This window comes from Echinicola pacifica DSM 19836, from assembly GCF_000373245.1.
Lineage (GTDB): Bacteria > Bacteroidota > Bacteroidia > Cytophagales > Cyclobacteriaceae > Echinicola > Echinicola pacifica.
The window spans coordinates 44,549-69,547 of sequence record NZ_KB890756.1 but is presented as its reverse complement, the minus strand read 5'-3'; the positions used below and the strand labels follow the sequence as shown (position 1 = coordinate 69,547).

Sequence of the window (24,999 nt, the reverse complement as noted above, 5' to 3'; positions counted from 1 at the left end):
AGGAGGGCCTCATTCCCTTTGGGCAAAACTAGGCGAGATAAGAAGGTTAGGCTTGAATAATAGGGGTAGCAGAATTAAGAAATCATCCTGAAATAGCGCGTATGCTATCAGGATGATTTCCTAGTTGGAAGGTGTTGGCTAGAGCCAAGGTCGTTAAAAATAGCGTCGTAGTTTCTGGACTAGTAGGAATAGGAAACCTGACTGCCTTTTTCGGGATCCAGATCCACCTGAGCATAGACGCCGACTTCCTGCTGGAGGTCTTCCACGTGGGAGATGATGCCCACGATTCGCTGCTCATGGCGCAGGGCTTTCAGGGTCTCAAAGACCGTTCTCAGGGAATTTCTATCCAATGCTCCAAATCCTTCGTCAAGGAAGAAGAAACTTTGCTCTGCCCGGTTTAGGGATTTTACCTTCTCAGCCAGCGCCAAGGCTAGACATAGCGAGGCTTGGAAGGTTTGTCCACCCGAAAGGGTCTTTAGGAGTCGCCTTTTGCCCCCATTGAGATGGTCCTGCACCCAGAAGGTATTGGACTCATCCACTTCCATGCTTAGCCTGTTTTTGGAGAGCTTCATAAAGCGTATATTGGCTGTTTGGATAAGCTCCTTGAGGTAGATATTGGAGACGTATTTCACAAATCCCCGACCATGAAAAAGCCGGTCCAGCTCTTTTAAATTGGTCTCACGATCTTCCACCTTATTTAGCTCCCTAGTCAGTTCGGCCTTCTTTTTAAGCTGCTCAGTGATGTCTTTGACCTTTTTTTCGGCTACAGATAAGCTTGATAGCACCTGGTCGAGGTCTTGACGAATCGTTTGATACTGCTGAAGACTTGCGGCATAGCCTTTCGGGTCAAAAGCAAGTACATCGGGATGAGCAGAAAGCTCCTCTATTTTGCTCTTGGTGAGGTCCATTACACGTAAATACTGCTGAATCTCCTCCTCCAGGCCTTCCATTTCCGCCTGCCGCTGCAGCAGCCTATTCGCCGTATCCAGGTCTTTGATCCCCTGCTCTTCCAAGGCAGAAACGATGGACTCATCGAGGTCGGAAAGCTTAACTTTCACCTCTTTCAGCCTACCCGTATAAGTCTGCAAATTGGCCAGATTGGTGGTTTGCTTTTCCTTGGCATCATGATAAGCATCCAATGCACGAGGTACTGATACCTCCAGCTGTTCGAGGTACTCCCTTACCCTGGCAATATCCGTATCAATCTTCTCCGCCGACTGTCCGCGGTATTTCTCTAATAAATCCGGGTAACTAATTTCTTGAATCTTCGAAGATATCCTGGTTTGATATTCCCTGTGACGCTGGTCCAGCTCCTGGGTAAGCTTTTGCTGCTGCTCATTCTGCGATAGGTGGTTCTTAAGGGCCTCCCTGGCTTTCTTCAACTGACTGTCATATTCTGTTACCTTATTTGCCAGTACTTTCGCCTCTTCCAATTTATTAATTATAGTGTCGAGGTCTGTGCCTAGCTGAAGTTGAGAATAGATCTCCTGCTGCCGAGCTTGCTGCCGCTTATATTCAGCTTGACTTTGCTCTTGAAGGTTTTCTATATTTCTGAGGTGAAGCTCAAGCTTTTCATATTGCTGCTGGGCTTTCCTTAGCGTATCCATGCTTTGATGAAGACCCTGCAGAAGGTTTTCCTGCTCGAGCAGACTCTCTTCTGAGAAGTGTGCTGCTAGTGGGTCTGGGTGATGATCCGCGCCGCAAAGTGGACAGGGCTCCCCATCCCTGAGAGCTTGGACATAGATGAATAGCCCCTTCTGCTGAATTAATTTATCCCTACCAATTTCTCCGTTGCTCAGCTGATCCTTATACTGGCTCAGGCTTTGATCAAATAGTGGCGCCTCCAGTCCCTGCTGCTGCAAGATACCCCGCTGCTGCTCTTTAAACTGTGCCTCTTGATGTAGGTAGTCGGCATTTTTTGCCTCAGAATCCTTAATCTGGCGCCCCAGTTGCCGAAGCTCCATTACGGCAGTCTCAAGTGTAGCCATTTCACTGCTGCTCAGTGGTTGTAGGCGATCGAGTGCCTGCTCCAGCTGCTCGATAGTCGTTTCTAGCTTTTGCTGTGTTTGGCTATGACCCAGCATATGATTCTGTGCCGCTTCCAGCTGCTGGTGGATAGACTGCTGATCCGTATGCAGTTGGTTGAGGGATTTAATATGATGCAGGTCGCGAATGCGTGCCTCCTTATCCCCTTTGCTTTTATATTCCTCGGCTTTTTTTTGATATAGGCTCAGTTTTTCCTCCACACTTAGCTGAGCATTTTCTTTGAATCGCTCACATTCGGCTACACTGACCTTATATTTCTCATGCTCAGACTCTAGGTCATGAAGCTGATCGAGCAATGGTTTGAGATGGGTAAGGGCTTTTTGGAATATCCTGAGGGTATGCGATTTTTCTCGCATTTGCTCGGCTAGCAGATCGAGCTGCTGCTTTTTGGCTTTTAAGTTTTGAAGTTCCTCAGCTTTTTCCTTGACACTTTCTGCTTTTCGAAGAGCCACTTCCTGGGTTTTTATTTGAGAGGAAAGGGCTGCTTTTTGTTCATTGAGTGTGGCAAGGGCGGATCTGGCTTCTGCCAGGCTTTCGGGATGAATATCGATGAGCGCCTCCAGCTGGGTAGCTAACCTTAGTCGGTGCTCCTTGGTGATCCCTAGAAGCTTGGCCGTGCGATGGGAGAGATCAAAGCGATCAAGGCCAAATAGCTCCTGCATCATCACAGCTCGATCTTTGGGCTTCAGCTCGATGAATTCCCGGAATTTCCCCTGAGGAATGATCACCGTTTGGCGAAAATGCGTCATTTTCATGCCAATGATTTGCTCCCCATCTCTATCTATTGGTGCCCAGTTGCCTTGCTGCCATTCATAAAAGGTGTGAGTAGCTGGACGGACTTCGTCGAAGTTCTTGCTATTTCTTTTGGCCAGATAGCTGGCCTTAAAAGTTCCTGAATTGTTTTTCCCCGCCTTAAATTCAAAGTTGACACTGATGGCCTGGCTTTGCAGATTGACCATGCTGTTTTTTTCACCCTTGCTGGCGAGTCTCTCCGTGGTGCCATATAGTGCCAACAAAATCGCCTCTAATATGGATGATTTGCCACTTCCCACCGCCCCAAAAATCCCAAATAGGCCGGCAGCAGTGAGTTGGCTAAAGTCGATAACTTGCTTTTCTTTATAAGAATAAAGTCCTTCTATCTCGAGTTTTGAGGGAATCATTGGCTATCGTCTTGATCTAATATTTCTTGAAACAATGTTTTTAGGTCATCATTGGGCTCCATACCCTTGCTGCTTTTATAGAAAAGCCCAAAGAGGGTGTTCATATCCTGACCCAGGTCTTCGGCGCGTAATCCAGCTTCGGCGGAAGCAGCATCGCCTATAAGTTTCGGGATGAGATTCACTATGCCATCATGGGCTTTCATGATGTTTTTGCGTGTTTCCGCATCAATGGACTGCTCCGTCTCATAGACGATTTCCACAAAGCAATAGGGATTCTCGCTTAACCATAGGAGGGTTTCATCAAGGTTGTTGAAGGATTTTTGATAAAGGGGCCGTCCAGAGACCAGAGGAATAGGACGGTAATTTACTGGGCTGTTGGGTTGGGCTTCGATAAGGACCACCTGTTTTGTTTGTTCGGCTTCGCTAAAGCTGTAGGATAGGGGCGAGCTGCTATACACCACCGGACATGGATTTTTATCCACACTGTGGTAGCGATGAAGGTGGCCTAAGGCCGCATATTGGATTTGTGGAGGGATCAGATGACTGTATAGCGCTTGGGTACCCCCTACGTGAAGGATAGGCCGCTCACTTTCGGGCTCTTCTTCAGGTTTTTCGCCTTCTTTGATGAAGAAGAAGTGAGCCATGAATAAATTGACCCCTTGGCTGTCGCAATATCGATCAGCAATAGCACGCCATTTTTCTCCCAGCACTTTTCGGAATTCCGCTTCCTTATCCTCTTCTCCGAGGTAGGTTTTGAGGCTTACCTCATTGGCATAGGGGGCGAGGATGATTCGGATGGGGAAATCGAACTTCGGCAGCTTCAGCTCCACAAAGCCTTCTGCGGCCTCCGTTATGCTTATCCCCGTGTCCAGCGTCTCTTTCTGGAAGACTTGATCGTATTGACTATAAAAAAAGATGCTCAACTCTTTGGCGAGAGGGTTTGGGGCGCTCACAAATTGATTGCTATCATGGTTTCCGCTGATAGCAATAATAGGTCTTTTTCCATCATTCGACAGTTTTTTCAGGGTTTTGTAAAGTAGCTCCACGGCTTCGTGGCTAGGATTGAAGGTGTCAAAAATATCCCCTGCTAATACGACCATATCTACCTGCTCCCGATCTGCAATTTCACAGATTTCCTCTAAGATTAGCGCCTGCTCCGGCAGTCGTGGGTACTCCTGTAATCGCTTGCCTAAGTGCCAATCCGCTGAATGTAAGATTTTTAACATATTTTGTGAAAAGAAAAGATTGTTCTTTACGAGAATTAGGAATAAATTTAGGGGCTTAAAATTTGGTAAGCAAACCTTACAGTGGACAGTGTGAAATTCTGGCACTTAAATTGTTAAGGCCCTGACTTATGAGAAATATTCTTTGTATTATAATGCTGGTTTTGAGTCCTTTACTGGTAAGTGCCCAGATAGGACCCCAGACCGATACAACGCTGGTGATCCAGGAAGGAGTCGCGAGCTATTACGGAAGGATCTTCCACAATCGGCGTACCGCCAATGGGGAAGTTTTTGATATGGAGGGTTTTACCGCTGCACATAAAAACCTGCCCTTTGGGACCATGGTCAGAGTGACCAACAAAAAGAACGGTAAGGAAGTAATAGTTAAGATCAACGATCGCCTTCCTCAAAACTCCAAAAGAACAATAGACCTCGCCAGAGGTGCTGCCAAGCAAATAGGGATGATCCAGATGGGGCTTGCTCCAGTACAAATAAGCCTGATTGAGCCCACTGCTGTGGCGGATCTTCGAGGATATTATCAGGATAATAAACCTGAAACAATGAGACTTAGGGATTTCTCAGACCCCGTAATCGTGGAAAAGGATAGCTCGACTATCTTCACCTTAACCCACTTGATTCCAGAAACCCAATCCTTAAATTTTTAGGCCCTAGCCACACGCATTCCCATCATTATACCGAAACCCTTGGATTTTTAGCTCGAAATAGGGTGATTCCCTAAGCAACTATACCACTCTCTATAGCTCTAGTCGAAGTATTCTGCCTCCAGGCTTTATACGTTTTAGATAGGAGTGAAATCGCCCAGACCACCACTTACATAATGTATTCATCATTTATCGGACTTACAGGATCCGGAATGTGCTCTTCTTTGATCATCTCCAATAGATTGATTTCGATAGTTCTCGTGATTTGATCCAAGGGAATGCCCGTAGGAATAGGATCAAAGGGGTTGATAATGGCCTGCCCAATAAAGTGAATGGTGTGGAAAACATAGCCTATAATGGTGCCAAAAAGTATCGCTCGCCAGCCCACCATCGGTGCCACTGCCAGGGTAAAGGCTATATTGAAAAGCCATATGAACATTTTAGTATAATAATTATAAGTAGTGGGGAAGACGGTGTTTTTGATACGTTCTGATTTCCCCATTTCATCACAAAATTTGGTGAGTTCTGCATTAAGCTCTAGAAATTCGAAACCATCGATCAGACCATCTTTTTTCCAGCTTTTCAGTTCCCGATTTTGTAATCCAAGGATGGCATTATGGATATTTCCCTCGCCCTTTATTAACTCCTGGTCGGCTTTGATAAGGTATTTTTGGTAGTGATCACTTTTCTCACCTCTAAGATTATCTTTCAGCGAATAGAGAAATGCGATATGCCTCTTCACTGCATATTCTTTGGTGAGCAACAGGTTTTGGCCGTTGATCTTTTCATTGGCACTGGGGAGATGGATGACAAGCCGGGCCCAGGTGCGGGAACTATTGACAAGTACTCCCCATATCTTGCGCGCTTCCCACCATCTGTCGTAGGATTGGTTATTATTGAAACCAATAAAAAAGGCCAAGGCCGTACCCAGGATAGAAGGGATGATGCCGGGCATTTCAAAATGATACTGAGTGAAGTGCCAATAGGCAAAATAAGCCATGGAGCAGGTGAATGCCACCAAAATCGTGTTTTTCCAGGTGCCGCGAACAATTCGGCTTAGCCTGATTTCGTGAGTGATGATCATCGTTGGAGGGATTGTCAAATAAAAATTATAGTAAATAATGCCTTAGGCAAGGCGATAGGAAGGGAATCAAAAAAAGGTGGTAATGAATTTAATGATAAGCATAGGAAGATCAGTTTGTATGATTTCTAAAACGCTTAATACAATAATGAAGCATTGTTTGACTTGTACAATTTAATAGTAAATCCTTTATTTTCCAGAAATGAAAAAAGAAAATTTAGGTGAAAGTAAAGAAAAAATAGTTTTTTCATGATTTAAGCCAATACTATTTCTAAGCAGGTAAGTTCAGGACACGAAGCCCATTTCTATCCGGTACCTTTGGCTTAATAGGGTTTTATTAGGTTTTAAGGTAGGATGGGGATAAATTCCCATCTTACCTTTTTTTTGCTCCCATAGGAAACTATGGGGTCTAATCAGGCGATAGAGGAAGGAGGTCAGCCATGAACTAACATTAGTTGAAATCTATTTTACCTCCACTATCCCTTCAAAATGTCACTAAATAATCCCGCAGCAAATACTAATCATCACCTCGGGACTAGGTCTAATATTGGACTTTAGAAAGGTGAATTTTTTGTTTTTTTAGGTTCATTTATAATCGCGGCAAAATTTTTGATTGCAATTAATTTGAAGATCTATACTACCCTCTTTTTGGAGGAGATGTATTTGCGATCATTTTCCATACAGTTTTAGCTTTTGAGGCCTGGCGATTTAGCATTCTTTTATGGTCAGTTTCTGTGAATTTACTTTCCCTTTTTGGCCAAGGATAATTGGTGTATTAAAGTATAAATAGGCCTTTTGCGCGAAGCGCGAAGCTTACTAGGCTCTGGATTATAAAAATGAGAGGCTAACGCCTTGCGTATCGGGGAATACGAACTCAGGATATATCAATTTTCAGATTTAAAAAATATATTCTCTCCAAGTCCTATCATGTCATGGAACTCAGACGGTAAAGCTAAGGGAGATTTTATTAGCCGACAGGCTGAAAATACATAAAGCAGAAAGAAAATTCTTTCCCCATTTTTCAATTATTTGAACGTTAAAAAATCATATTATGATCAGAATTCTATTATTAGTCGGGTATTTGTTTTTGACATTTTCCTCTGAAGCTCAGACTGTCGCAGATAGCAGTTTGCGGGTGGGTTACACAGGTTCGCAGCCATTTGTGATAGAGGGCACGGAGCCGAAGGGGATATCGGTCAGTCTATGGCGTGACTTAGCATATCACCTCGGCTTGGACTATGAATTGATGCCATATGAAAATACCACTGCGGGAATAGAGGCGGTAAAGAACAGGGAAATCGACGTGCTCGTTGGGCCGGTGACGATTAATTCGGACCGTGCGGCGCATGTGGCTTTTTCTCAGCCCTTTTTTGAAACCGAGATGGCAATATTGGCACCCAGTGTGGAGATGGGGTTTTGGGATTATGTGAAGCCACTCTTTAGTGCCACCTTTCTGTTTGGAGTGTTGGGGTTAATGTTTGCTTTGACCTTGGTGGGAGTGATATTATGGTTTGTGGAGAAGGAAACACTTACACCGGAAGGGGAGAAATCGACCTTGAGAGGAATAGGGAATGGTGTATGGCTGGCTATTGTAACCATGACCACAGTGGGCTATGGGGACTTGGCGCCTAAGACTCTCGCAGGAAGAGGGGTGGTGAGTGTTTGGATGATAGTTTCCTTGATCACAGCCACTTCTTTGGTGGCAGGCATTGCGACCACTATCTCCCAAATTAAGGGAGAAGATCAGACGATCACCTCCATTCTGCACTTGGAAGGTAAGAAGGTGGCGGTGCCAAATAATCCCAAAATCATCGATAATATCAGCACTGTAGGAGGCAGGCCTGTACCCATTCCCAATGCCCGAGAAGGATATGATTTGCTAGCCAAGGGTCAGGTGGATGCGGTCGTATATGATGTGATACCCCTAGAATATACCTACCTCAATCATGATGAAAGTCAATATGTGCTAAGCAAAAAGAATATTCTACCTCAGTATTATGGTTTTGTATTTCCCGAAGCCTCTGAGCTCAAAAAACTCATCGATATTGAGATTCTGAAAATGAGAGAAAGCGATGAAATTCAGCAAATCATTGATAATTGGGTGAACCAAACAAGTAATTAAGAAATACTGATCGACATAATGATCTAAGAAAAGGAAGACTAATAATAGGGTCTTCCTTTTCTTGTTTATAGGCTTAGGCATGATACCACAGGAAGGTATTGAAGCTGGGTTTTGTAATTTTAATAATCCAATATACAGCCTTCAACAGCCCTAAAGAGTACTGCCCATGACCATTATAAAACCCCTCACCCTCTATTTTCTATTGCTCTTCGCATTAGGTTGTAGCTCAGGGAGCAAGGAGATTTCTACTACGCCAGGGCCTGAGACCAGCATTAGTGAAGCAGAGCTGCAAAAGGTCTATGAAGAAATTAAGACGCCATTTAAGTATGGTTTAGTCAAAGTACCTCCATCAAATGATTTAAAGATGGACTGCCCCACGGTATTTCGAAAGGATGGAAAATGGTATATGATGTACTTGATTTTTGGTGGGCGAGGGTATGAAACATGGCTTGCGGAGAGTGAGGATCTCCTTCATTGGGAAGATAAGGGTAAGGTGATGTCCTTTTCAGATTCTACCGATTGGGATAGCAATCAAAAGGCAGGATACCTAGCGCTTCAGGAGATGGTATGGGGTGGCAGCTATGAGTTACAGCCCTATCAGGGGCAGTATTGGATGAGTTATATTGGAGGCAATTCCAGGGGCTATGAGGCAGGGATGCTGTCTATAGGCATGGCCTATACTGCCGGGGATCCAAGTACAGCCCATGAGTGGGACCGCCTTCAGACACCTGTATTGAGTCCAAAAGATCAGGATGTAAGATGGTGGGACAATAGTACTCAGTACAAAAGCTCGGTGATCTGGGATAAGGAAAGACATACGGGGCATCCATTTATCATGTATTATAATGCGAGGGGAGATAGCATCCATCCCGCCAAAGGAGCGGAACGAATCGCCATGGCTGTCTCAGATGATATGAAGGTCTGGAAGAGGTATGGCGATGCGCCCCTCATCAATCATCATAAGGGTATATCCGGGGATGCATATATTCAGCAATGGGGAGACTATTATATCATGTTTTATTTTGGGGCCTTCTGGCCAGACCGGGAGGAGATTTCAGCCTTTAATAGGTTTGCGCTTTCTAAAGATCTGATTCATTGGACAGATTGGTCAGGCCCTGATTTGATCCGTCCTTCCGAGACTTATGATGAGCTGTTTGCTCATAAATCTTTCGTGGTGAAGCATGAGGGAGTCGTATATCATTTTTATTGCGCAGTAAATAATAAAGAGCAAAGAGGCATCGCAGTGGCTACTTCCAAGGATTTAGGGACCAGTGAACAGCACTTTTTGCCGATAGAGGAATGAGGTGATGATGGGAGGTGTATTTACTTTGATTTTCATATTCCAGCCAGACCAATCACTATTTCTTCGCTATAAAATCCCTGTCACCACAGGGAAGCTAAACCCATCAGAATCGTAAACCATAAACATCATAATGTCAGCACAGAAAGTGTTTTTTCTTGTTTTGCTAGTCTTAGCGTTCCTTCCTTGGGGCAGTTTTGCCTTCCAGGTAAGTCAGCTCTCCGCCACAGTGGATTGCGAAGAAGACTATGATCCTGCAAAACCCTGGGTGTATTGGTATTGGATGTATTCGGCCTACTCTCGAGAGGGGATCACCGCTGACCTGGAAGCCATGAGAGAGGCGGGGCTGGCGGGGGCTTATCTGATGTCTATCAAAGGTCCCGCAGAGCCCGCCCATATAGACCCTCCCACTCTGCAAGGCTCAGAAGAATGGTGGGAGATGGTGCGCTTCGCAATGGAAGAGGCGGATCGACTCGGTTTGAAATTAGCCATGCATGCCTGTGATGGGTTTGCGGTAGCGGGTGGGCCGTGGATTAGCCCGGAGCTATCCATGCAAAAAGTGGTTTGGACAGACACCGTAGTGAATATCCATGCGGGAGAAAATATGAGACTCGCCCTGCCCGAAAATTATGAGGGTTATTATCGGGATTTGGCAGTATTTGCATTTCCTGTAAGGGATGATTTTGAGCGGAGCTCAGAAATAGATAGACCCACCGTAAGCAGTGATATCAGCTCGGAGGATTTGGACTTTTTATTGGATGATAGAAGCCCTGATTATTTGGCCACCAATGAGGAAGGATGGGTGCAATATGAATTTGAAAAGGCCTTTACTTGCAGGTCCATTAGGATCAAAACTCATGGAAATAGCTATCAAGCCCATAGACTGAGGGTGTTGGTGTGTGATGATGGGGAGGGTTTTAGGGAGGTGTATAGGTTGAAAGCACCTAGGCATGGGTGGCAGGATTGGGATTATGATTATAGTCATGCTATCCCGGAAACCACCGCAAAATATTATCGATTTGTTTATGATAAGCAGGGGACAGAGCCTGGAGCGGAGGACTTGGATGCTGCTAAATGGAAGCCTTCCTTTAAGGTAAGCACCATAGCGCTTTCCTCCAGACCAGTGATCGACCAGTACGAGGGGAAATCGGCAGCGGTATGGCGCATAAGTGAGGAGCTGGGGCAGGACTTATTGCCAATAGAAAACTGTGTGTCACTTGCAGAATTAAAAAATATAAGCCAGCAAATGGATGAAAATGGCCGCCTAAAATGGGTAGGGGCAGGGGGGAAATGGCGGATTATGCGATTTGGCTATACTTCCACTGGCCATACCAACTATACGGGTGGAGGAGCAAAGGGCTTGGAGGTGGACAAGTTTAATGCGAAGGCAGTAAGGCTGCAATTTGACAAATGGTATGGTGAAGCTTTGCGAAGGGCAGGGCCAGAACTTGCAGAGGAAGTACTTAAGATATTTCATATCGACAGCTGGGAAGCAGGGAGTCAGAATTGGTCTCCAGGGTTCGAGAAGGAGTTTCTAGCACGCCGAGGATATGATATTATGGATTTCCTGCCCGTCCTAGCCGGGGTTCCGCTGATCAGTGCAGATCAGTCTGAGCGCTTGTTATATGATCTGCGGCTGACTATTTCGGAGCTGGTGATGGATAGTTTTTTTGGGACATTACAGGAGGAGGCGCATAAGAATGGGGTGCTTTTTAGTGCAGAGAATGTGGCGCCCACTATGGTGACTGATGGGATGGAGCATTTTAGGTTTACGGACCTGCCAGCAGGGGAGTTTTGGCTGAACAGCCCTACTCATGATAAGCCAAATGATATGCGTGATGCGGTATCTGCCGGGCATATTTATGGTAAACAGATCATTCAGGCGGAGGCATTTACTCAGCTTCGGATGGACTGGAATGAATACCCTGGGATGTTAAAGACGCTTGGAGACCGAAATTACGCCCTTGGGGTGAATCGTTTTTTTTACCATGTATTTGTCCATAATCCATGGGTGGATAGGAAGCCAGGGATGACGCTGGATGGGATAGGACTTTATTTTCAGCGTGACCAGACATGGTGGAAGCCTGGCCGAGCCTGGGTGGATTATGCCGAACGAGTGCAGCATAATTTGCAAAAGGGCAGTCCCGTAATAGACATAGCGGTGTTTACGGGTGAGGGGCTGCCTTCCCGGGCACTGCTTCCAGAGCGGCTGCTGCCTGTTTTGCCCGGGCTTTTTGGGGAGGATCGGGTCAGGGAGGAAGTTATTCGCTGGCGAAATGAGGGGCAGCCCACTAGGGAAAAGCCTGCCGGAGTGAAGCATTCCGCCAATATCGCGGATGCTGAAAACTGGACCGATCCATTGCGGGGATACCATTATGATTCGTTTAATAAGGATGCGCTATTGCGGCTGGCGTATGTGGAGGAGGGAAAAGTACGGTTTGCAGATGGCAGTTCCTATGAGGTATTGGTATTTCCGGGAAAGCGAAAAATGAACCCCAATGCGGAAAGAATGTCTGTGGAGGTGGCAGCGAAGATATTAGAAATAGTGAAAGATGGTGCTACGGTTTTTATGGAGAAGCTCGACTATAAAACGCTTGGCTTCAAGGCTGATGAAGCTGGGCTAAAGGAGATTTTTACTCAGTTGTTTGCGGGGAGTTATGCTGAGGATACGGAGCCTTCGTCTTGGCCGGTTGGTAGGGGGAGGGTGTATGCGCTGCCTTTTGAGCAGCCGGATTTTTCAATGCTTGAGATCCCAGCAGATGTCCTGGTGACTGATGATGAGCATGCTCTCAATCAGGATTTTGCTTTTGCGCATCGCCGGACGGAGGAGGAGGACCTTTATTTCCTCTCCAACCAAGCGCCTAAAGAAAGGCTGCTAACACTTTCTTTTAGAATTATGGGCAGAAAACCTGTGCTGTATGATCCTGTGGTGGATAGGGAATATGCCATCGGACAGTGGATAGAGGAAGAGGACAGGACTATTATCAGCCTCAAGTTTCCACCAAATGGGTCCTTATTTGTGCATTTCAGAGATCAAGAGACGGAGAAGGAGGGGCCATTTGGTCGAAATTGGTATGAATATAAAGAAGTGATGGCTTTGGATGGGGCTTGGAAGCTGGAGTTTGACCCTGAGTATGGCGGACCTGAGTCCATAATGACCTTTGAGCATCTGGTGTCGTGGACTGAGAGGCCTGAGCCCTCTATAAAGTACTATTCAGGGACGGCTATTTACCGAAAGAAATTTACCTTGGCCTCTGGGGATAAGGAGCGCTTGTGGTTATATCTGGGAGAGGTGAATAATATTGCCTCGGTACGGATAAATGGAAAGGACTGTGGTGTAGCCTGGACTTTCCCGTATCAAGTGTACATTTCGGAGGCAATAGAGGAAGAGGAGAATCTACTGGAAATCGAAGTGAGTAATACCTGGGCAAACCGCCTGATGGGAGATCAGCTTTTGCCAGCGGAGGAGCGAATTACCTCGACCATTGCAGATCTGGAGCGGCTGGAGGGTAAGGCCTTATTGCCAGCTGGACTGATAGGACCGCTGAGGATCCTGAAGGAATACTAAATGGCCCATTTTAAGTGGATATATCCAGATAGGCTGGTGGGTGGAGCGGAAGGGTGGAGCTACTTATTCTTTTGAGAATAGGGGGGGATAAGGTTAAATATTCTTTTAATCGATCATATAATTATATATTGTGGAGTTTATATTTATAATTCAATAAATCTTTAAAGATAACCAGTAGCTAAAATGAAGAAATTTATAATGTCCGTGGCTTTTTTATCAGCTAGTTTGATAAGCTATGCGGAGGTGCGTTTACCCTCTATTTTTTCGGATAATATGGTCCTGCAGCAGCAGATCCCAGCGCCCATCTGGGGCTGGGCAAGTCCGGGTGCGGAGGTGACCATTACGGCCTCATGGGATGGAAATTCACATCAGGTAAAGGCCAATCAGGAGGGAGAATGGCAATTAAAGTTGAATACCCCAAAGGCTGGGGGCCCGTATCAGATTACCATTTCTGATGGTGATGAGGTGAAATTGGAGAATGTGCTTATAGGAGAGGTATGGCTCTGCTCGGGACAGTCGAATATGGAGATGCCGCTGAAGGGTTTCTCAGGGCAGCCGATATTGGGAGGCAATGAGGCCATTGTCAATGCCAAAAATGACCAAATCAGGTTGATCACAGTGCCTAGAAAGGGAAGTGTGGAGGAGCAAAAGAACTTTGAAGGGCAATGGGAGGAAGCTTCTCCAGCGGTAGCTTCTGGCTTTAGTGCCACCGCTTGGTTCTTTGGTAAGCAGCTTCAGCAAAGTTTGGATGTGCCCATTGGCCTAGTTCATGTGTCTTGGGGAGGTTCTAATATAGAGGCCTGGATGAGCGAGCAGATGTTGGCCGACTTCAAGGATGAAATCACGATTCCTCAAAGTGAGGAGGAGATAAAAGTACCAAATCGTACCGCGACAGCCTTGTATAATGGGATGATCAGCCCAGTAATGGGATTTGGGATCAAGGGCATGATATGGTATCAAGGGGAGTCCAATAATGGGCGTCCAGAGCAATATGAGGAGCTAATGGTGACCATGCTGAAAGAGTGGCGTCAATCCTGGGCGCTAGGAGAATTTCCTTTTTATTATGCCCAAATTGCCCCTTTTGATTATGGTGATCTTACTGATAATCAGTATGTGGAGAAAAGGAATTCAGCTTATTTGAGAGATGCTCAGCGTAAGGCCAATAAGCGGATACCTAATAGTGGAATGGCTGTCTTGATGGATATTGGAGAAAAAACACTTATTCACCCAGCTGATAAAAAAACTGGCAGCCTGCGGTTGGCTTATTTGGCACTGGCAAAAACATATGGTATCGAAGGATTTGAATATGAAAGTCCTGAGCTCTCTGGTGTAGAATATAAGGGAAGCACGGCCATTCTTTCATTTGATTCGGCGCCAAATGGAATTACTTCTTATAGCAAAGAGGTGACTATATTCGAGATCGCAGGAGAAAATAAGAAGTTTTATCCTGCCAATGCCCTGCTAGGTAGGGAGTCCATTACCCTCTCTTCTCCATCGGTCGAAAAGCCGGTGGCGGTTCGGTATGGCTTTAAGAATTTTGTGGAGGGCCAGGTGTTTAGCACCGGAGGATTGCCTCTAAGTTCTTTCCGTACAGATGAGTGGTAATATAAAATAGAAAAAGGCTGCCCGAAGGCAGCCTTTTTTAGTAAGTTAATAGTGGTTGTTTTTTGTTTCCTGAAGCTGCTATTAGGAGCAGGTAGAAGAATATGAAAACCAGATTTTTTGGAAACTTTAGCCAGGCACCACTATGGCGCATTCTTGGACTAAAGTGAATATGGTTGATCTCCTGCCTATTTCAGCTCCTATTCCTTTGCGCCGCGGCGCAATAAGATAATGCTTACTTTCAGGATTAAAGAGCAGAAAGGTATTTCCCGTCTCCTTTTTCGTCTCTTACTTCGAATACAAGGTCTTTTACAGAGCTCACTTTTTCAAAATTGAAAAGCTTTCCATACTTATTGCCCTCGAATGAATCTTCGAAAATCACATGTCCTTGATCCAGGATTCTAACGTACTTTTTGTTTGCACCATTAGCCTTGATAAGCAATGCGATTTTATCGTCGCTTAGTACTTTTACTTTGGTGAAATAATTGGATCCAGCAGACTTCTCTTCGCCAAGGCTGATGTCAAAATTGCCGATTGTACCATCCTGACGGGTGAATACTTCCAATTCGTAGTCGCCCTTTGCAAGAGCAGAAAGGTCATAGTTCTTTTTGAACTCCTTTTCTGTGCTGATGATTTCTTTGAAAATCACATTGCTGTTGGCGTTTTTGATCCTTACCAAAACTTTTCCGTGTGGCTGGGTCAAAAATTTCAATTGTACTTTGTTGTCTCCTAAGTTTTCGAGAACAGCTTTAGCTTCTTTTTCTTTGTTGAGGTCTTTTTGACCTGCTGGGCGGGCAGTGACAGTTGCTGAAATGCACACCGCGATTAGAGTTGCAATAATTAATCTCATGGTTTTGTTGTTTGAAGGGTTAAGAATTTAACACTTTACAAACCTCCCGTTCATCATTTTGATCCCGGTTTTTCTGAGGCTAATTATTTTGGGCAGGTACTATTAATTAGTAGATCACGTGATTATACCTCAAACGTAAAGAAAGCTAGTTGTAATTGCAAATACATTAATAAAAAATATCATTTGTTAACAATTTGGCAAAATACCCGCAATTTTACCCTTGTTTTAATCTTTTGAAACCCGAAACCGTTTGCGACTGCCAATTCCATCAGTAAGAGCCTTAGATCGGTGCCATTCTTTACAAATTTGATATTTTGATACCTGAAAAAATGAATATAATTTTTTTTAATTTTTTATTTTCAGCTTGTAAAAAACATTATAATCTCGCTCAATTTCGGGAGAACTGTTATTATTGATATAAATAAAACCCTCTTCATCCATGAAATCTACATTTCCATCAATTGGTAGTTTATTTATTACCCCAAATTGTTTTCCGTCCCTTATTACGATATAATAAGGCTTTGCGTACTGCTTTGAAGCCACCTTGAATTCGGGGAGTTTATAGTATTCTTCACTCTTAGCTCTGAGGGATTTCATGACCTCTGCGGGGATGCGGGTATGAAAACCCACCAGGAATCCATCCTTCCATACTCTGAGATCGGTGAATACAGGGTAATCATCCTGCCAGCGATCCTCAGAGGAGGCTGCCTTCGGAGCCTGCTCCGGGCGATGCCTGTGACTTAGCATCACCGTATCCCTAAGGATGGGCTCCTCGCCAGAGTAATCAAATATAAAGAGTTGGTTGCCCGCAGTGGGAAGCACCCCCATCTTAAGGCTGTGCTGGTTGATGGCCAACAATGGAAAAGCATTTCCGATATAGCGTTGGGAGACCTTGGGCTCCCAGCCATCCGGATAGCTCGTCAGAAGCTTTTGCTCTCCGGAGCTTAGGTTCATATCAATGAGTGACTTGGCTTGGTCATAAAATACTGCACCTAGCTGCTCTGCGTCGATGGCCTTATGGTCAAAGACATTTGGCTCCTCCGCCAATAAATGCCAGTCTCCATTTTTTTTGATAGGAGTGAACTTGGTCCGACCTGAGAAAACTGAAATGGAAAATAACCCAGCTGTTTCTGGCGCAAATTTTCCGAGTTGATGGCCTTGGTAGTCATAGGTAAAGAATCCTGTCATCAGGTTTTGCGCTACCCATTGCTGCTCATCCATCAGTCGGTAACCTGTGCCATAGCTCCCCATTCCGTCGGGACCCTCGTTCAGAATATCAAATTCCTTCAGAATAGTGCCTTTTTCATCCGTCAGGATGGGCTTCCTGGATTTAGTTTCACGAAACAAAAAGTAGCCTAAATCACTTCTATAATCATCGATAACCAATGGCTCCAGCTTGTCCACCATAATGGAATCTACCAACTCCAGTTCCACTTCATGCTCAGGTCCTTGATCGGATTGTTGGGTGGAATTTCCACATCCCTGTGCCAATAAGCCAAAGATGCAAATGCTCGTAAGTGTGAAGTAAGTATAATTGCGCATGGTGATTTTTACTAATTAAGGATAAGGTGCCTTATCTGGTTTATCAGATTTCAAACCAAATATAGCGAGCAATATGCTTCCTGTATCCTTTACGGGAAAATTATTTGCCCCGGATATCATATAATTAAGGACATTCACAACTATTGATATTCACCTAAATAATTACCTCCCCTTCCTGAGGATGATGATTAGTAGATGAAACAATACTATTGCCTTCTATAAAACCAGGAATAACCCTGCGGCCAGGGAAGCTCCAAGTAATGGTCCGGCAATGGGTACCCAGCTATAAGCCCAGTCGCTGCTACCCTTACCCTTGATGGGTAATAATTGATGAGCGAGGCGTGGACCGAGATCACGCGCAGGGTTGATCGCATATCCGGTGGTGCCTCCTAATGCCAGACCGATGGCCCATACCAGAAAGGCTACCGGTACTGCCCCCAAGGCGCCGAGGCCTATCGGCGTATTATTGAGGTCCTCAAGGTTTGCTCCAGTAGAATAGAGGATGACTAAGATCAAAACGAAGGTGCCCACCACCTCTGAAAAGAAGTTGGAGGATAAATTTCTGATTGCTGGCGCGGTGGCAAAGGGCGCAAATTTCAGGTTGGGGTCGTCGGTAGCATCAAAATGATCCTTATAGATGAGCCAAGAGATGCATGCACCAGCCGCAGCGCCTGCCACCTGGGCGAGGGTATAGCCTGGGACCAGCGCCCAGTCAAAAATTCCGGCAATTGCCAAGCCTATGCTTACGGCAGGATTCAGGTGAGCGCCACTATGGGGACCAGCGACCACCACCCCAATAAATACTCCCAGTGCCCAGGCGGTTGTGATTACCATCCAGCCACCTTGATGGCCTTTGGTCTGGTTTAATACTACATTGGCTACCACCCCCGAACCGATTAATATCAGCAGGCCGGTGCCTATAAACTCAGCAATATAAATGTTCATAATGGTGTTTTTGGGCTATGATGGGAATGGATTGGGTAAATTATTCTTCCACCCAATCCATACTTCTTTTTACGGCTTTGTGCCAGAAATGAAGCTTATCTTTCATTTCTTTTTCCTCTGATTTTGGTTCGAAGGAAGCGTCTTCCTCCCATAAATCATGAAGCTCTTCGGTGCTTTTCCAGTAGCCGACTGCCAGTCCGGCGAGATAGGCAGCACCCAGGGCGGTGGTTTCGGTGATTTTTGGCCTTCGTACCTTGCTGCGGATGAGGTCCGCCTGGAACTGCATGAGGAAGTCATTGGCGGAGGCGCCGCCATCCACCCGCATCTCGAGGGTTTTGTCGCCGGCATCTTTTTCCATGGCATGGAGCACATCATACACCTGATAGGCGATGGCCTCCAGCGCAGCCCGCGCAAAATGCGCCTGAGTGGTGCCTCTGGTGATGCCAAAAAATGCTCCCCTTGCCTCCTGATTCCAGTGTGGAGCACCTAAGCCCGTAAGTGCAGGTACAAAATACACCCCTTCATTGCCATCCAAACTGGTGGCGAGCTTCTCTGTGTCTTTGGCATGGTTGAAAATTTCTAAGCCATCTCTAAGCCATTGGATAGCCGCTCCACCGATGAATACGCTGCCTTCCAATGCGTAGGTGACTTCATCGCCAATCTTCCAGGCAATGGTCGTCAGCAGTTTGTTCTCGGAGCTTACCGGGCTAGACCCTGTGTTCATTACCAGGAAGCAGCCTGTGCCATAAGTGGTTTTTGCCATTCCCGGGGAGGTACATCTCTGGCCAAATAAGGCCGCCTGCTGGTCGCCTGCGATTCCTGCTATGGGGATCTTGGCTGATAGTACATCGCCTGCAGTGGTGCAGTATTGCTCGCTGCTGGACTTTACTTCTGGCAAAATTGATCTTGGGATATCCATCAACTCAAGCAGTTCCTCATCCCACTGCTGCTCGTGAATATTATAAAGCATCGTACGGCTAGCATTCGTGATATCGGTGATATGCTCCTGTCCACGTGTAAGCTTCCAGATCAACCAGCTGTCCACGGTGCCAAAACAGATTTTTCCTTGCTCGGCTTTCTCCCGCACCCCATCCACATTGTCTAGTATCCACTTGATCTTGGTAGCCGAAAAGTAAGAGTCAATGATAAGCCCTGTTTTTTTGGTGACCATTTCCTCATGACCTTGCTTCTTGAGCTGGTGACAGTAGGAGCTGGTACGCCTGTCCTGCCATACTATGGCCTTATATACGGGCTTGCCAGTGTCCCGATCCCACATGATTGTTGTTTCGCGCTGGTTGGTAATTCCTATTGCCGCCAGCTGCTTAGGCTTGATTTCCACCTTGGCAATGGCCTCCAGGATCACCGAAGCCTGCGAGCTCCAGATCTCCGCAGGGTCATGCTCCACCCATCCACTTTTTGGAAAATGCTGTTTAAAATCTTTTTGGGCTATTGCAATGGGCTTTCCGCCGTGATCAAAAATTATGGCTCTTGAACTCGTAGTTCCTTGGTCCAAAGCCATGATGTATTGCTTCTCCTGGGTCATTATTAATGGGTTTTTAATATATATTTATTCGCCAAATTGGTAAATTCAGCAATCTCCTTGTCTATCCATTCCTGATCATATTCTAGCTCCTTAGCCATTAGCTCGGCCACTTTTGGGGCCATTTCTATGGATGCCCGGGCGTCCATTAGTAGTATTCGCATCCTGCGGGAAAGGACATCCTCCACTTTCAAGGCCATTTCTTCTCTTACTGCCCAGACCACCTCGCCAGCGGTGAAGGGATAATTGGGATGGAGCAGTCGGGCGAGCTCGTGATTTTTCTTGATCATAGTGAGGATCTTTACCGCATCACTGCCGTATTTTTTCCAATGTGGATCATCCAGCATCGCCAGATCATAGCCATGCAGCTTGAGTTCCCATGATTTGCTGTCGGGGATCTTTTCTCCTGTTAGCCGAGGGAAATGGTCCACGGTATCTTCTCCCATTTTTCGGAAAGTGGTCCACTTGCCACCGGTCAGGGTTACCAAGCCAGTGTCAGACAGGATTACTTTATGGTTTCTGGATATTTCTTTGGTTTTTACGCTGCCTTTAGAGGGTGCGGCCAAGGGACGCAAACCTGCGTAAACAGATAGCACATCCTCCCTGGTGGGTTTCTTGCTGAGGTATAAGCCGGCGGTGTTCAATATAAAATTCACCTCTCTGGCCAAGGCTTCGGGTTCCATTTTGGCCTTTTCCCGGATCGTATCCGTGGTGCCCACCACTAGCTTGTCTTTCCATGGTACTGCAAATAGCACTCTGCCGTCGGAGGTCTTGGGGATCATCAAGGCATCGCTGCCTCCTAAAAATTCTTTTGGCAGGACAATATGTACGCCTTGGCTGGGCTGGATCATTCTAGGGCTATCCTCTTTATCCATTTTGAGGATCTTATCGGCAAATACCCCTGTTGCATTGACCACCATCTTGGCCTTGATCTCATAGTTTTTTCTATTGATCAGATCTCGGACTTTCAGGCCTGATACCTTGCCGGATTCATCCTTGGTAAGGGAGGTGACCTTCGTATAATTCAGTATGGCGCCTCCCATATCATCACAGGTCTGGGCAATGCTCAGGGCCAGCCTGGCATCATCAAATCCCCCATCATGATAGACCACGCCCCCGAGAAGACCTTTGCTCTGGATCTGTGGCAACCTGGCCACGGCTTCCTTCTTGGGAATGAAGTAAGAGTCTCCCAAGCTTAGCCAGCCCGACATCCAATCGTAAAATTTGAGGCCTACAGTATAGAAATACTTGGTCGAATGGCTGTAAATAGGGATGATAAAGGGCTGGGTATTGGCCAGGTGTGGGGCGTTGCTGAGGATTCTTCCACGCTCTCGTAGGGCTTCCCAGACGAGAAATAAATCACCTTGGGCTAGATAGCGCACGCCGCCATGGACCAATTTGGTGCTCCTGCTGGAGGTGCCCGTCGCAAAATCCGCGCGCTCAAGTAAGACCACACTCAGTCCTCTTGATAATGCATCCAACGCCACTCCCAGACCCGATGATCCCCCTCCAATTATTGCGATGTCCCAAGTTTTTTGATTGTCTAATTGTTCTAGGTTTTGAGTTCTGTTCATGGGTTGTGGTTGGTTGTAGATTTTATCTTTATAATTTAGGGAAAATCTTTAGTTTAGGCTAATTTGACTTTTATAAATCGGATATTTCCTCGGTATTTAACCTTGATTTTTGCCTCCGAAATTCTTGACTTTTTACGCTTTATGGAAATTTCGTGCCAGAAGGATCAATAGATTAATGTAAATTTGTAAGATGAAGTGGAAAATAGTAGTGATGAATGCCTTGATGATGGTCGGTCTGTTGACCCCTTTATGTCTGCAAGCTCAGAGTGCTTATGTCTCTTTTGACCGCGAATACTATCATCTCTTAGATAGGCTGGAGATAAGGAATGGACAGATGGTACCAGAGCTTTCTCTAAATACCAAACCCCTGCGTCGCGATAGACTAGTGGAGTTTCTTGATAGCGTAAATGTGCCGACCTCCAGTAGGGTGGATGCATTTAACAGACAATACCTAAGACAAGACAACTGGGAATTTTCCCAGGACAGCACCCTTTCTAAGAAGTCTTTATGGAAGACCATATATCAACGCCCTTCTGATTTTTATTATTTCAGGAATAAGGATTTTGATGTTCATATCAATCCTGTAATCTACTTCCGTGGAGGCACGGAGTCTGCCGTCGAGGAGATGAATTTCCGAAATACCCGGGGGATAGAGATACGAGGAAGTATTGATCGGAAGGTGGGATTTTACACCTACCTCAGTAGTAATGAAGCCATTTTCCCTTCCTGGATCGAGGATTATATAGATGATCATGGCGCGGTACCTGGCCAGGGTTTTTGGAAGCCTTATGGTGATCACGGCTATAGTTATTTTGCTGCAAGAGGCTATTTGACCTTTCAGGTCTCTAAGCATATCGCTGCGCAGGTAGGCCATGACCGCAATTTTATTGGGAATGGCTATCGATCCATGATCCTATCTGATTTTTCCAATCCGTATATGTTCCTGAAGCTGGATGTCAATATATGGAAACTGCAATACACCAGCATATGGGCGCAGATGACCGCGGATGTATTCCTCAATGCTCGCAATAGGCCTGAGGATGGTAGGTATCCGCAGAAGTGGTTTTCTCTTCATCGCCTGTCGGCCAATATAGGAAAGCGACTCAATATAGGGGTGTTTGAGTCCGTCATGGCGAGTCAGGCGGATTGGTCTTATTTCAATCCCGTCATTTTTTATAGATGGGCAGAGCATCAGCTGGGAACACCCGATAAGGTCATGCTGGGGACTGATTTCAAGTGGAATATGAACCGTAATATGCAATGGTACGGGCAATTTGCCCTGGATGAATTTGTATTTGGAGAGTTTTTTGGCATAGATGGCAAAAACTCCAAGAGGAATAAGCACGCCATTCAGCTTGGGTATAAGTATATCGATATGTTTAAAGTGTCTAATCTGGATCTGCAAGTCGAGTACAACCAAGTCCGACCTTATACCTTTCAGGAGAAATTTGAACATCAATCCTATACCAATTATCTCACGCCGATCACTCACCCATTGGGAGCGAATTTCCGGGAGTTAATTGCGGTGTTGAAATATCAGCCTTTGCCTAAGCTGAGCTTTGACTTCACGGGCGTCTATCACCTGTATGGGGAGGATCCGAATGAGGATACCAATAGGGGCGGAGATATCCTCAAAAATCGCCTGGAAGGCAATGATGATTTTGGGCTTTATGGACATAAGATTGGCCAAGGCATAAAAAACGAACTGTTTATGGGTACTTTTACTGCCACATATATGCTAAAGCATAATCTGTTTGTAGATTTGGGGCACAGTTATCGGCGAAATAAGATAGAGGAAGCCGAGACGACTTCCACGCAGATGACTTCTGTCGCCTTACGGCTCAATATTGCGCGTGAGCGCTATAACTATTAATTGTAATAACATATTTGGTCAACTCGGATAACGCAATGGTCGTTAGATACCCGAATAGATACCTTGCAAAATGAATACCTACCTTAGGATTTTATCCTACGCAAAGCCTTACCGGCGATATATGCCAGCCTATATTATGTATGCGCTGCTGGCTATAATTTTTGGTTTGATCAATTTTACCTTGCTCAAGCCCTTATTCGATGTCATCTTCGAGCAGGTCGATCCTGCAGAGCTGCAGCAGTATGCCAATAAACCAGACTTTGCCGTTTCTATAAGGTATATCATGCATCTGTTCAACTATTATTTCATGCAGGTGGCGGCAGAATATGGTAAGCTGGGGACGCTGATGTACGTCTGTATCATCATAGTGGTCTCCGTATTCTTCTCCAATCTCTTTACCTATTTGGCAGGAGTAACCCTCGCTAAGGTCAAAGCGGATGTGATCAAAGGCATGCGGATCCATATTTTTGGTCAGGTAAGCCAGCTGCACCTGGGGTATTTTACGAATGAGCGCAAGGGTGACCTGATCTCAAAAATGACCAATGATGTGCAGGAAGTGGAAAATAGCATTGTCCAATCCTTAAGGGTGGTGTTTAGAGAGCCAGTGACTATTATTCTGTATTTCGGAGCCTTGTTCTTCATGTCGGTGAAATTGACTCTATTTACCATTCTCATTATTCCCATCTCTGGTGCGATCATAGGGGGTATTACCAAGCGGCTTAAAAAGAGGGCTGTGGCGAGCCAGGAGTCCTTAGGGAGAATTGTCAATATCCTCGATGAGACCATTGGAGGTATGCGGGTGGTTCGGGCTTTTGGTGCTGATAAATATATTTTCGGGAAATTTGACCAGGAGACGGATAATTATTCGAAGATAAATGTGTCCATGGCCAAGAGAAACGAATTGGCCTCTCCTATATCTCAGTTCCTTGGAGTGTTTGTGGTCGCCGGGATTCTACTCTATGGTGGGACTTTGGTGCTCAATAATGAATCAGATCTATCGGCTAGTGAGTTTTTGGCCTATATTATATTATTTACCCAAGTGCTGAACCCGGCCAAGGAGATCTCCAGGGCCATGGGGGCGGTGCAGCGGGGATTGGCCTCCGCCGATCGGATATTCAAAGTGATCGACACCAAAACCACTGTGCTGGAGCCGGACAATCCTAAGGCCCTTAATGGCTTCAATTCTGCGGTGAATTTTCTGCAGGTAGCTTTTGCCTATACGGATGAAAACTGGGTGTTGAAGGATATTGATTTTGACTTGGAAAAAGGCAAGACCATCGCTTTGGTAGGGCCCTCAGGAGGAGGGAAGTCCACCATCGCTGATTTATTGCCGAGGTTTTATGATCCTACCAGAGGCTCCATATGCCTGGATGGGGTGGATATCAGGGATTTCGCCTCTAAGGATCTTCGCAGCCTCATCGGAATAGTGACCCAGGAGTCCATCTTATTTAACGATACGGTATTCAATAATATCGCTTTTGGCATAGATGATGTATCTGAGGAAAAGGTGGAGGAAGCGGCCAGAATAGCCAATGCGCATGGGTTTATCAGCGATCTGGAGCAGGGATATCAGACGAATATCGGGGAGCGAGGAAGCAAGCTGTCCGGGGGACAGCGGCAGCGGCTGAGTATCGCTAGGGCCGTATTAAAAAACCCGCCGATATTAATATTAGATGAGGCTACTTCTGCCTTGGATTCAGAGTCTGAGCGTCTCGTGCAAGAGGCACTAACGAACCTGATGTCAAACCGCACCACCTTGGTGATCGCTCACCGATTGAGCACCATTCAGCATGCCGATGAAATACTCGTGGTGCAGCATGGACAGATCGTGGAGCGAGGAAATCATGAAGAATTGCTGGCGCAAGAAGGTTTATATAAGAAACTTTCCACAATGCAATCAGTTTAGTATAT

General features: G+C 45.8%; 15 protein-coding genes. 7 read left to right on the top strand and 8 right to left on the bottom strand.

Annotated elements, in window-relative coordinates; all coding sequences use genetic code 11:
* Positions 1–179 precede the first annotated feature (179 nt).
* Positions 180–3,206 (bottom strand): AAA family ATPase, encoded by a 3,027-nt coding sequence (locus B050_RS0117675; protein WP_018475288.1) that lies wholly within the window; start codon positions 3,204–3,206, stop codon positions 180–182.
* A complete protein-coding gene (locus B050_RS0117670) occupies positions 3,203–4,432 on the bottom strand; it encodes a metallophosphoesterase family protein (protein ID WP_018475287.1) in 1,230 nt (409 codons plus the stop codon). The genes B050_RS0117675 and B050_RS0117670 overlap by 4 nt, the downstream gene beginning before the upstream one ends.
* A 128-nt stretch (positions 4,433–4,560) precedes the next feature.
* On the opposite strand from B050_RS0117670, the gene B050_RS0117665 reads away from it, so the two are divergent.
* Positions 4,561–5,094, top strand: a complete 534-nt coding sequence (locus tag B050_RS0117665) for a septal ring lytic transglycosylase RlpA family protein (protein WP_157492884.1) — start codon at positions 4,561–4,563, stop codon at positions 5,092–5,094.
* Positions 5,095–5,260: 166 nt separating this feature from the next.
* Here B050_RS0117665 and B050_RS0117660 read toward each other — a convergent pair whose 3' ends face one another.
* Positions 5,261–6,175, bottom strand: a complete 915-nt coding sequence (locus tag B050_RS0117660; protein WP_018475285.1) for a bestrophin family protein — start codon at positions 6,173–6,175, stop codon at positions 5,261–5,263.
* A gap of 1,048 nt (positions 6,176–7,223) precedes the next feature.
* On the opposite strand from B050_RS0117660, the gene B050_RS0117655 reads away from it, so the two are divergent.
* The 4 genes from B050_RS0117655 to B050_RS0117635 all read left to right on the top strand — a co-directional run bounded on the left by B050_RS0117655 (position 7,224) and on the right by B050_RS0117635 (position 14,767).
* A complete protein-coding gene (locus B050_RS0117655; RefSeq protein WP_018475284.1) occupies positions 7,224–8,294 on the top strand; it encodes a transporter substrate-binding domain-containing protein in 1,071 nt (356 codons plus the stop codon).
* 166 nt (positions 8,295–8,460) lie between these two features.
* Entirely contained in the window at positions 8,461–9,597 is a 1,137-nt protein-coding gene (locus tag B050_RS0117650; RefSeq protein WP_018475283.1) for a glycoside hydrolase family protein, read from the top strand.
* A gap of 130 nt (positions 9,598–9,727) precedes the next feature.
* On the top strand, positions 9,728–13,162 hold the full coding sequence (locus B050_RS0117640) for a glycosyl hydrolase (protein WP_018475281.1): 3,435 nt from the start codon (positions 9,728–9,730) through the stop codon (positions 13,160–13,162).
* Positions 13,163–13,345: 183 nt separating this feature from the next.
* Positions 13,346–14,767 (top strand): sialate O-acetylesterase, encoded by a 1,422-nt coding sequence (locus tag B050_RS0117635; RefSeq protein WP_018475280.1) that lies wholly within the window; start codon positions 13,346–13,348, stop codon positions 14,765–14,767.
* A gap of 244 nt (positions 14,768–15,011) precedes the next feature.
* Here B050_RS0117635 and B050_RS0117630 read toward each other — a convergent pair whose 3' ends face one another.
* From B050_RS0117630 to B050_RS0117605, 5 genes are all read right to left on the bottom strand, one after another.
* The gene (locus B050_RS0117630; RefSeq protein WP_018475279.1) at positions 15,012–15,614 is read right to left on the bottom strand and encodes a DUF3244 domain-containing protein; all 603 of its coding nucleotides are present in this window, start codon (positions 15,612–15,614) and stop codon (positions 15,012–15,014) included.
* A gap of 345 nt (positions 15,615–15,959) precedes the next feature.
* Entirely contained in the window at positions 15,960–17,156 is a 1,197-nt protein-coding gene (locus tag B050_RS0117625; RefSeq protein WP_018475278.1) for a hypothetical protein, read from the bottom strand.
* A gap of 216 nt (positions 17,157–17,372) precedes the next feature.
* Complete coding sequence (locus B050_RS0117615) at positions 17,373–18,101, bottom strand: MIP/aquaporin family protein (protein WP_018475276.1); 729 nt, start codon at positions 18,099–18,101, stop codon at positions 17,373–17,375.
* A 40-nt stretch (positions 18,102–18,141) separates the two neighbouring features.
* Positions 18,142–19,644, bottom strand: a complete 1,503-nt coding sequence (gene glpK / locus B050_RS0117610) for a glycerol kinase GlpK (protein ID WP_018475275.1) — start codon at positions 19,642–19,644, stop codon at positions 18,142–18,144.
* 2 nt (positions 19,645–19,646) lie between these two features.
* A complete protein-coding gene (locus B050_RS0117605) occupies positions 19,647–21,215 on the bottom strand; it encodes a glycerol-3-phosphate dehydrogenase/oxidase (RefSeq protein ID WP_018475274.1) in 1,569 nt (522 codons plus the stop codon).
* A 190-nt stretch (positions 21,216–21,405) separates the two neighbouring features.
* Here B050_RS0117605 and B050_RS0117600 point away from each other — a divergent pair, with 190 nt between their 5' ends.
* Together B050_RS0117600 and B050_RS0117595 are read left to right on the top strand one after the other, a co-directional pair.
* A complete protein-coding gene (locus tag B050_RS0117600; RefSeq protein ID WP_018475273.1) occupies positions 21,406–23,088 on the top strand; it encodes a hypothetical protein in 1,683 nt (560 codons plus the stop codon).
* 70 nt (positions 23,089–23,158) lie between these two features.
* Entirely contained in the window at positions 23,159–24,994 is a 1,836-nt protein-coding gene (locus tag B050_RS0117595; protein WP_026235988.1) for an ABC transporter ATP-binding protein, read from the top strand.
* Positions 24,995–24,999: the final 5 nt, after the last annotated feature.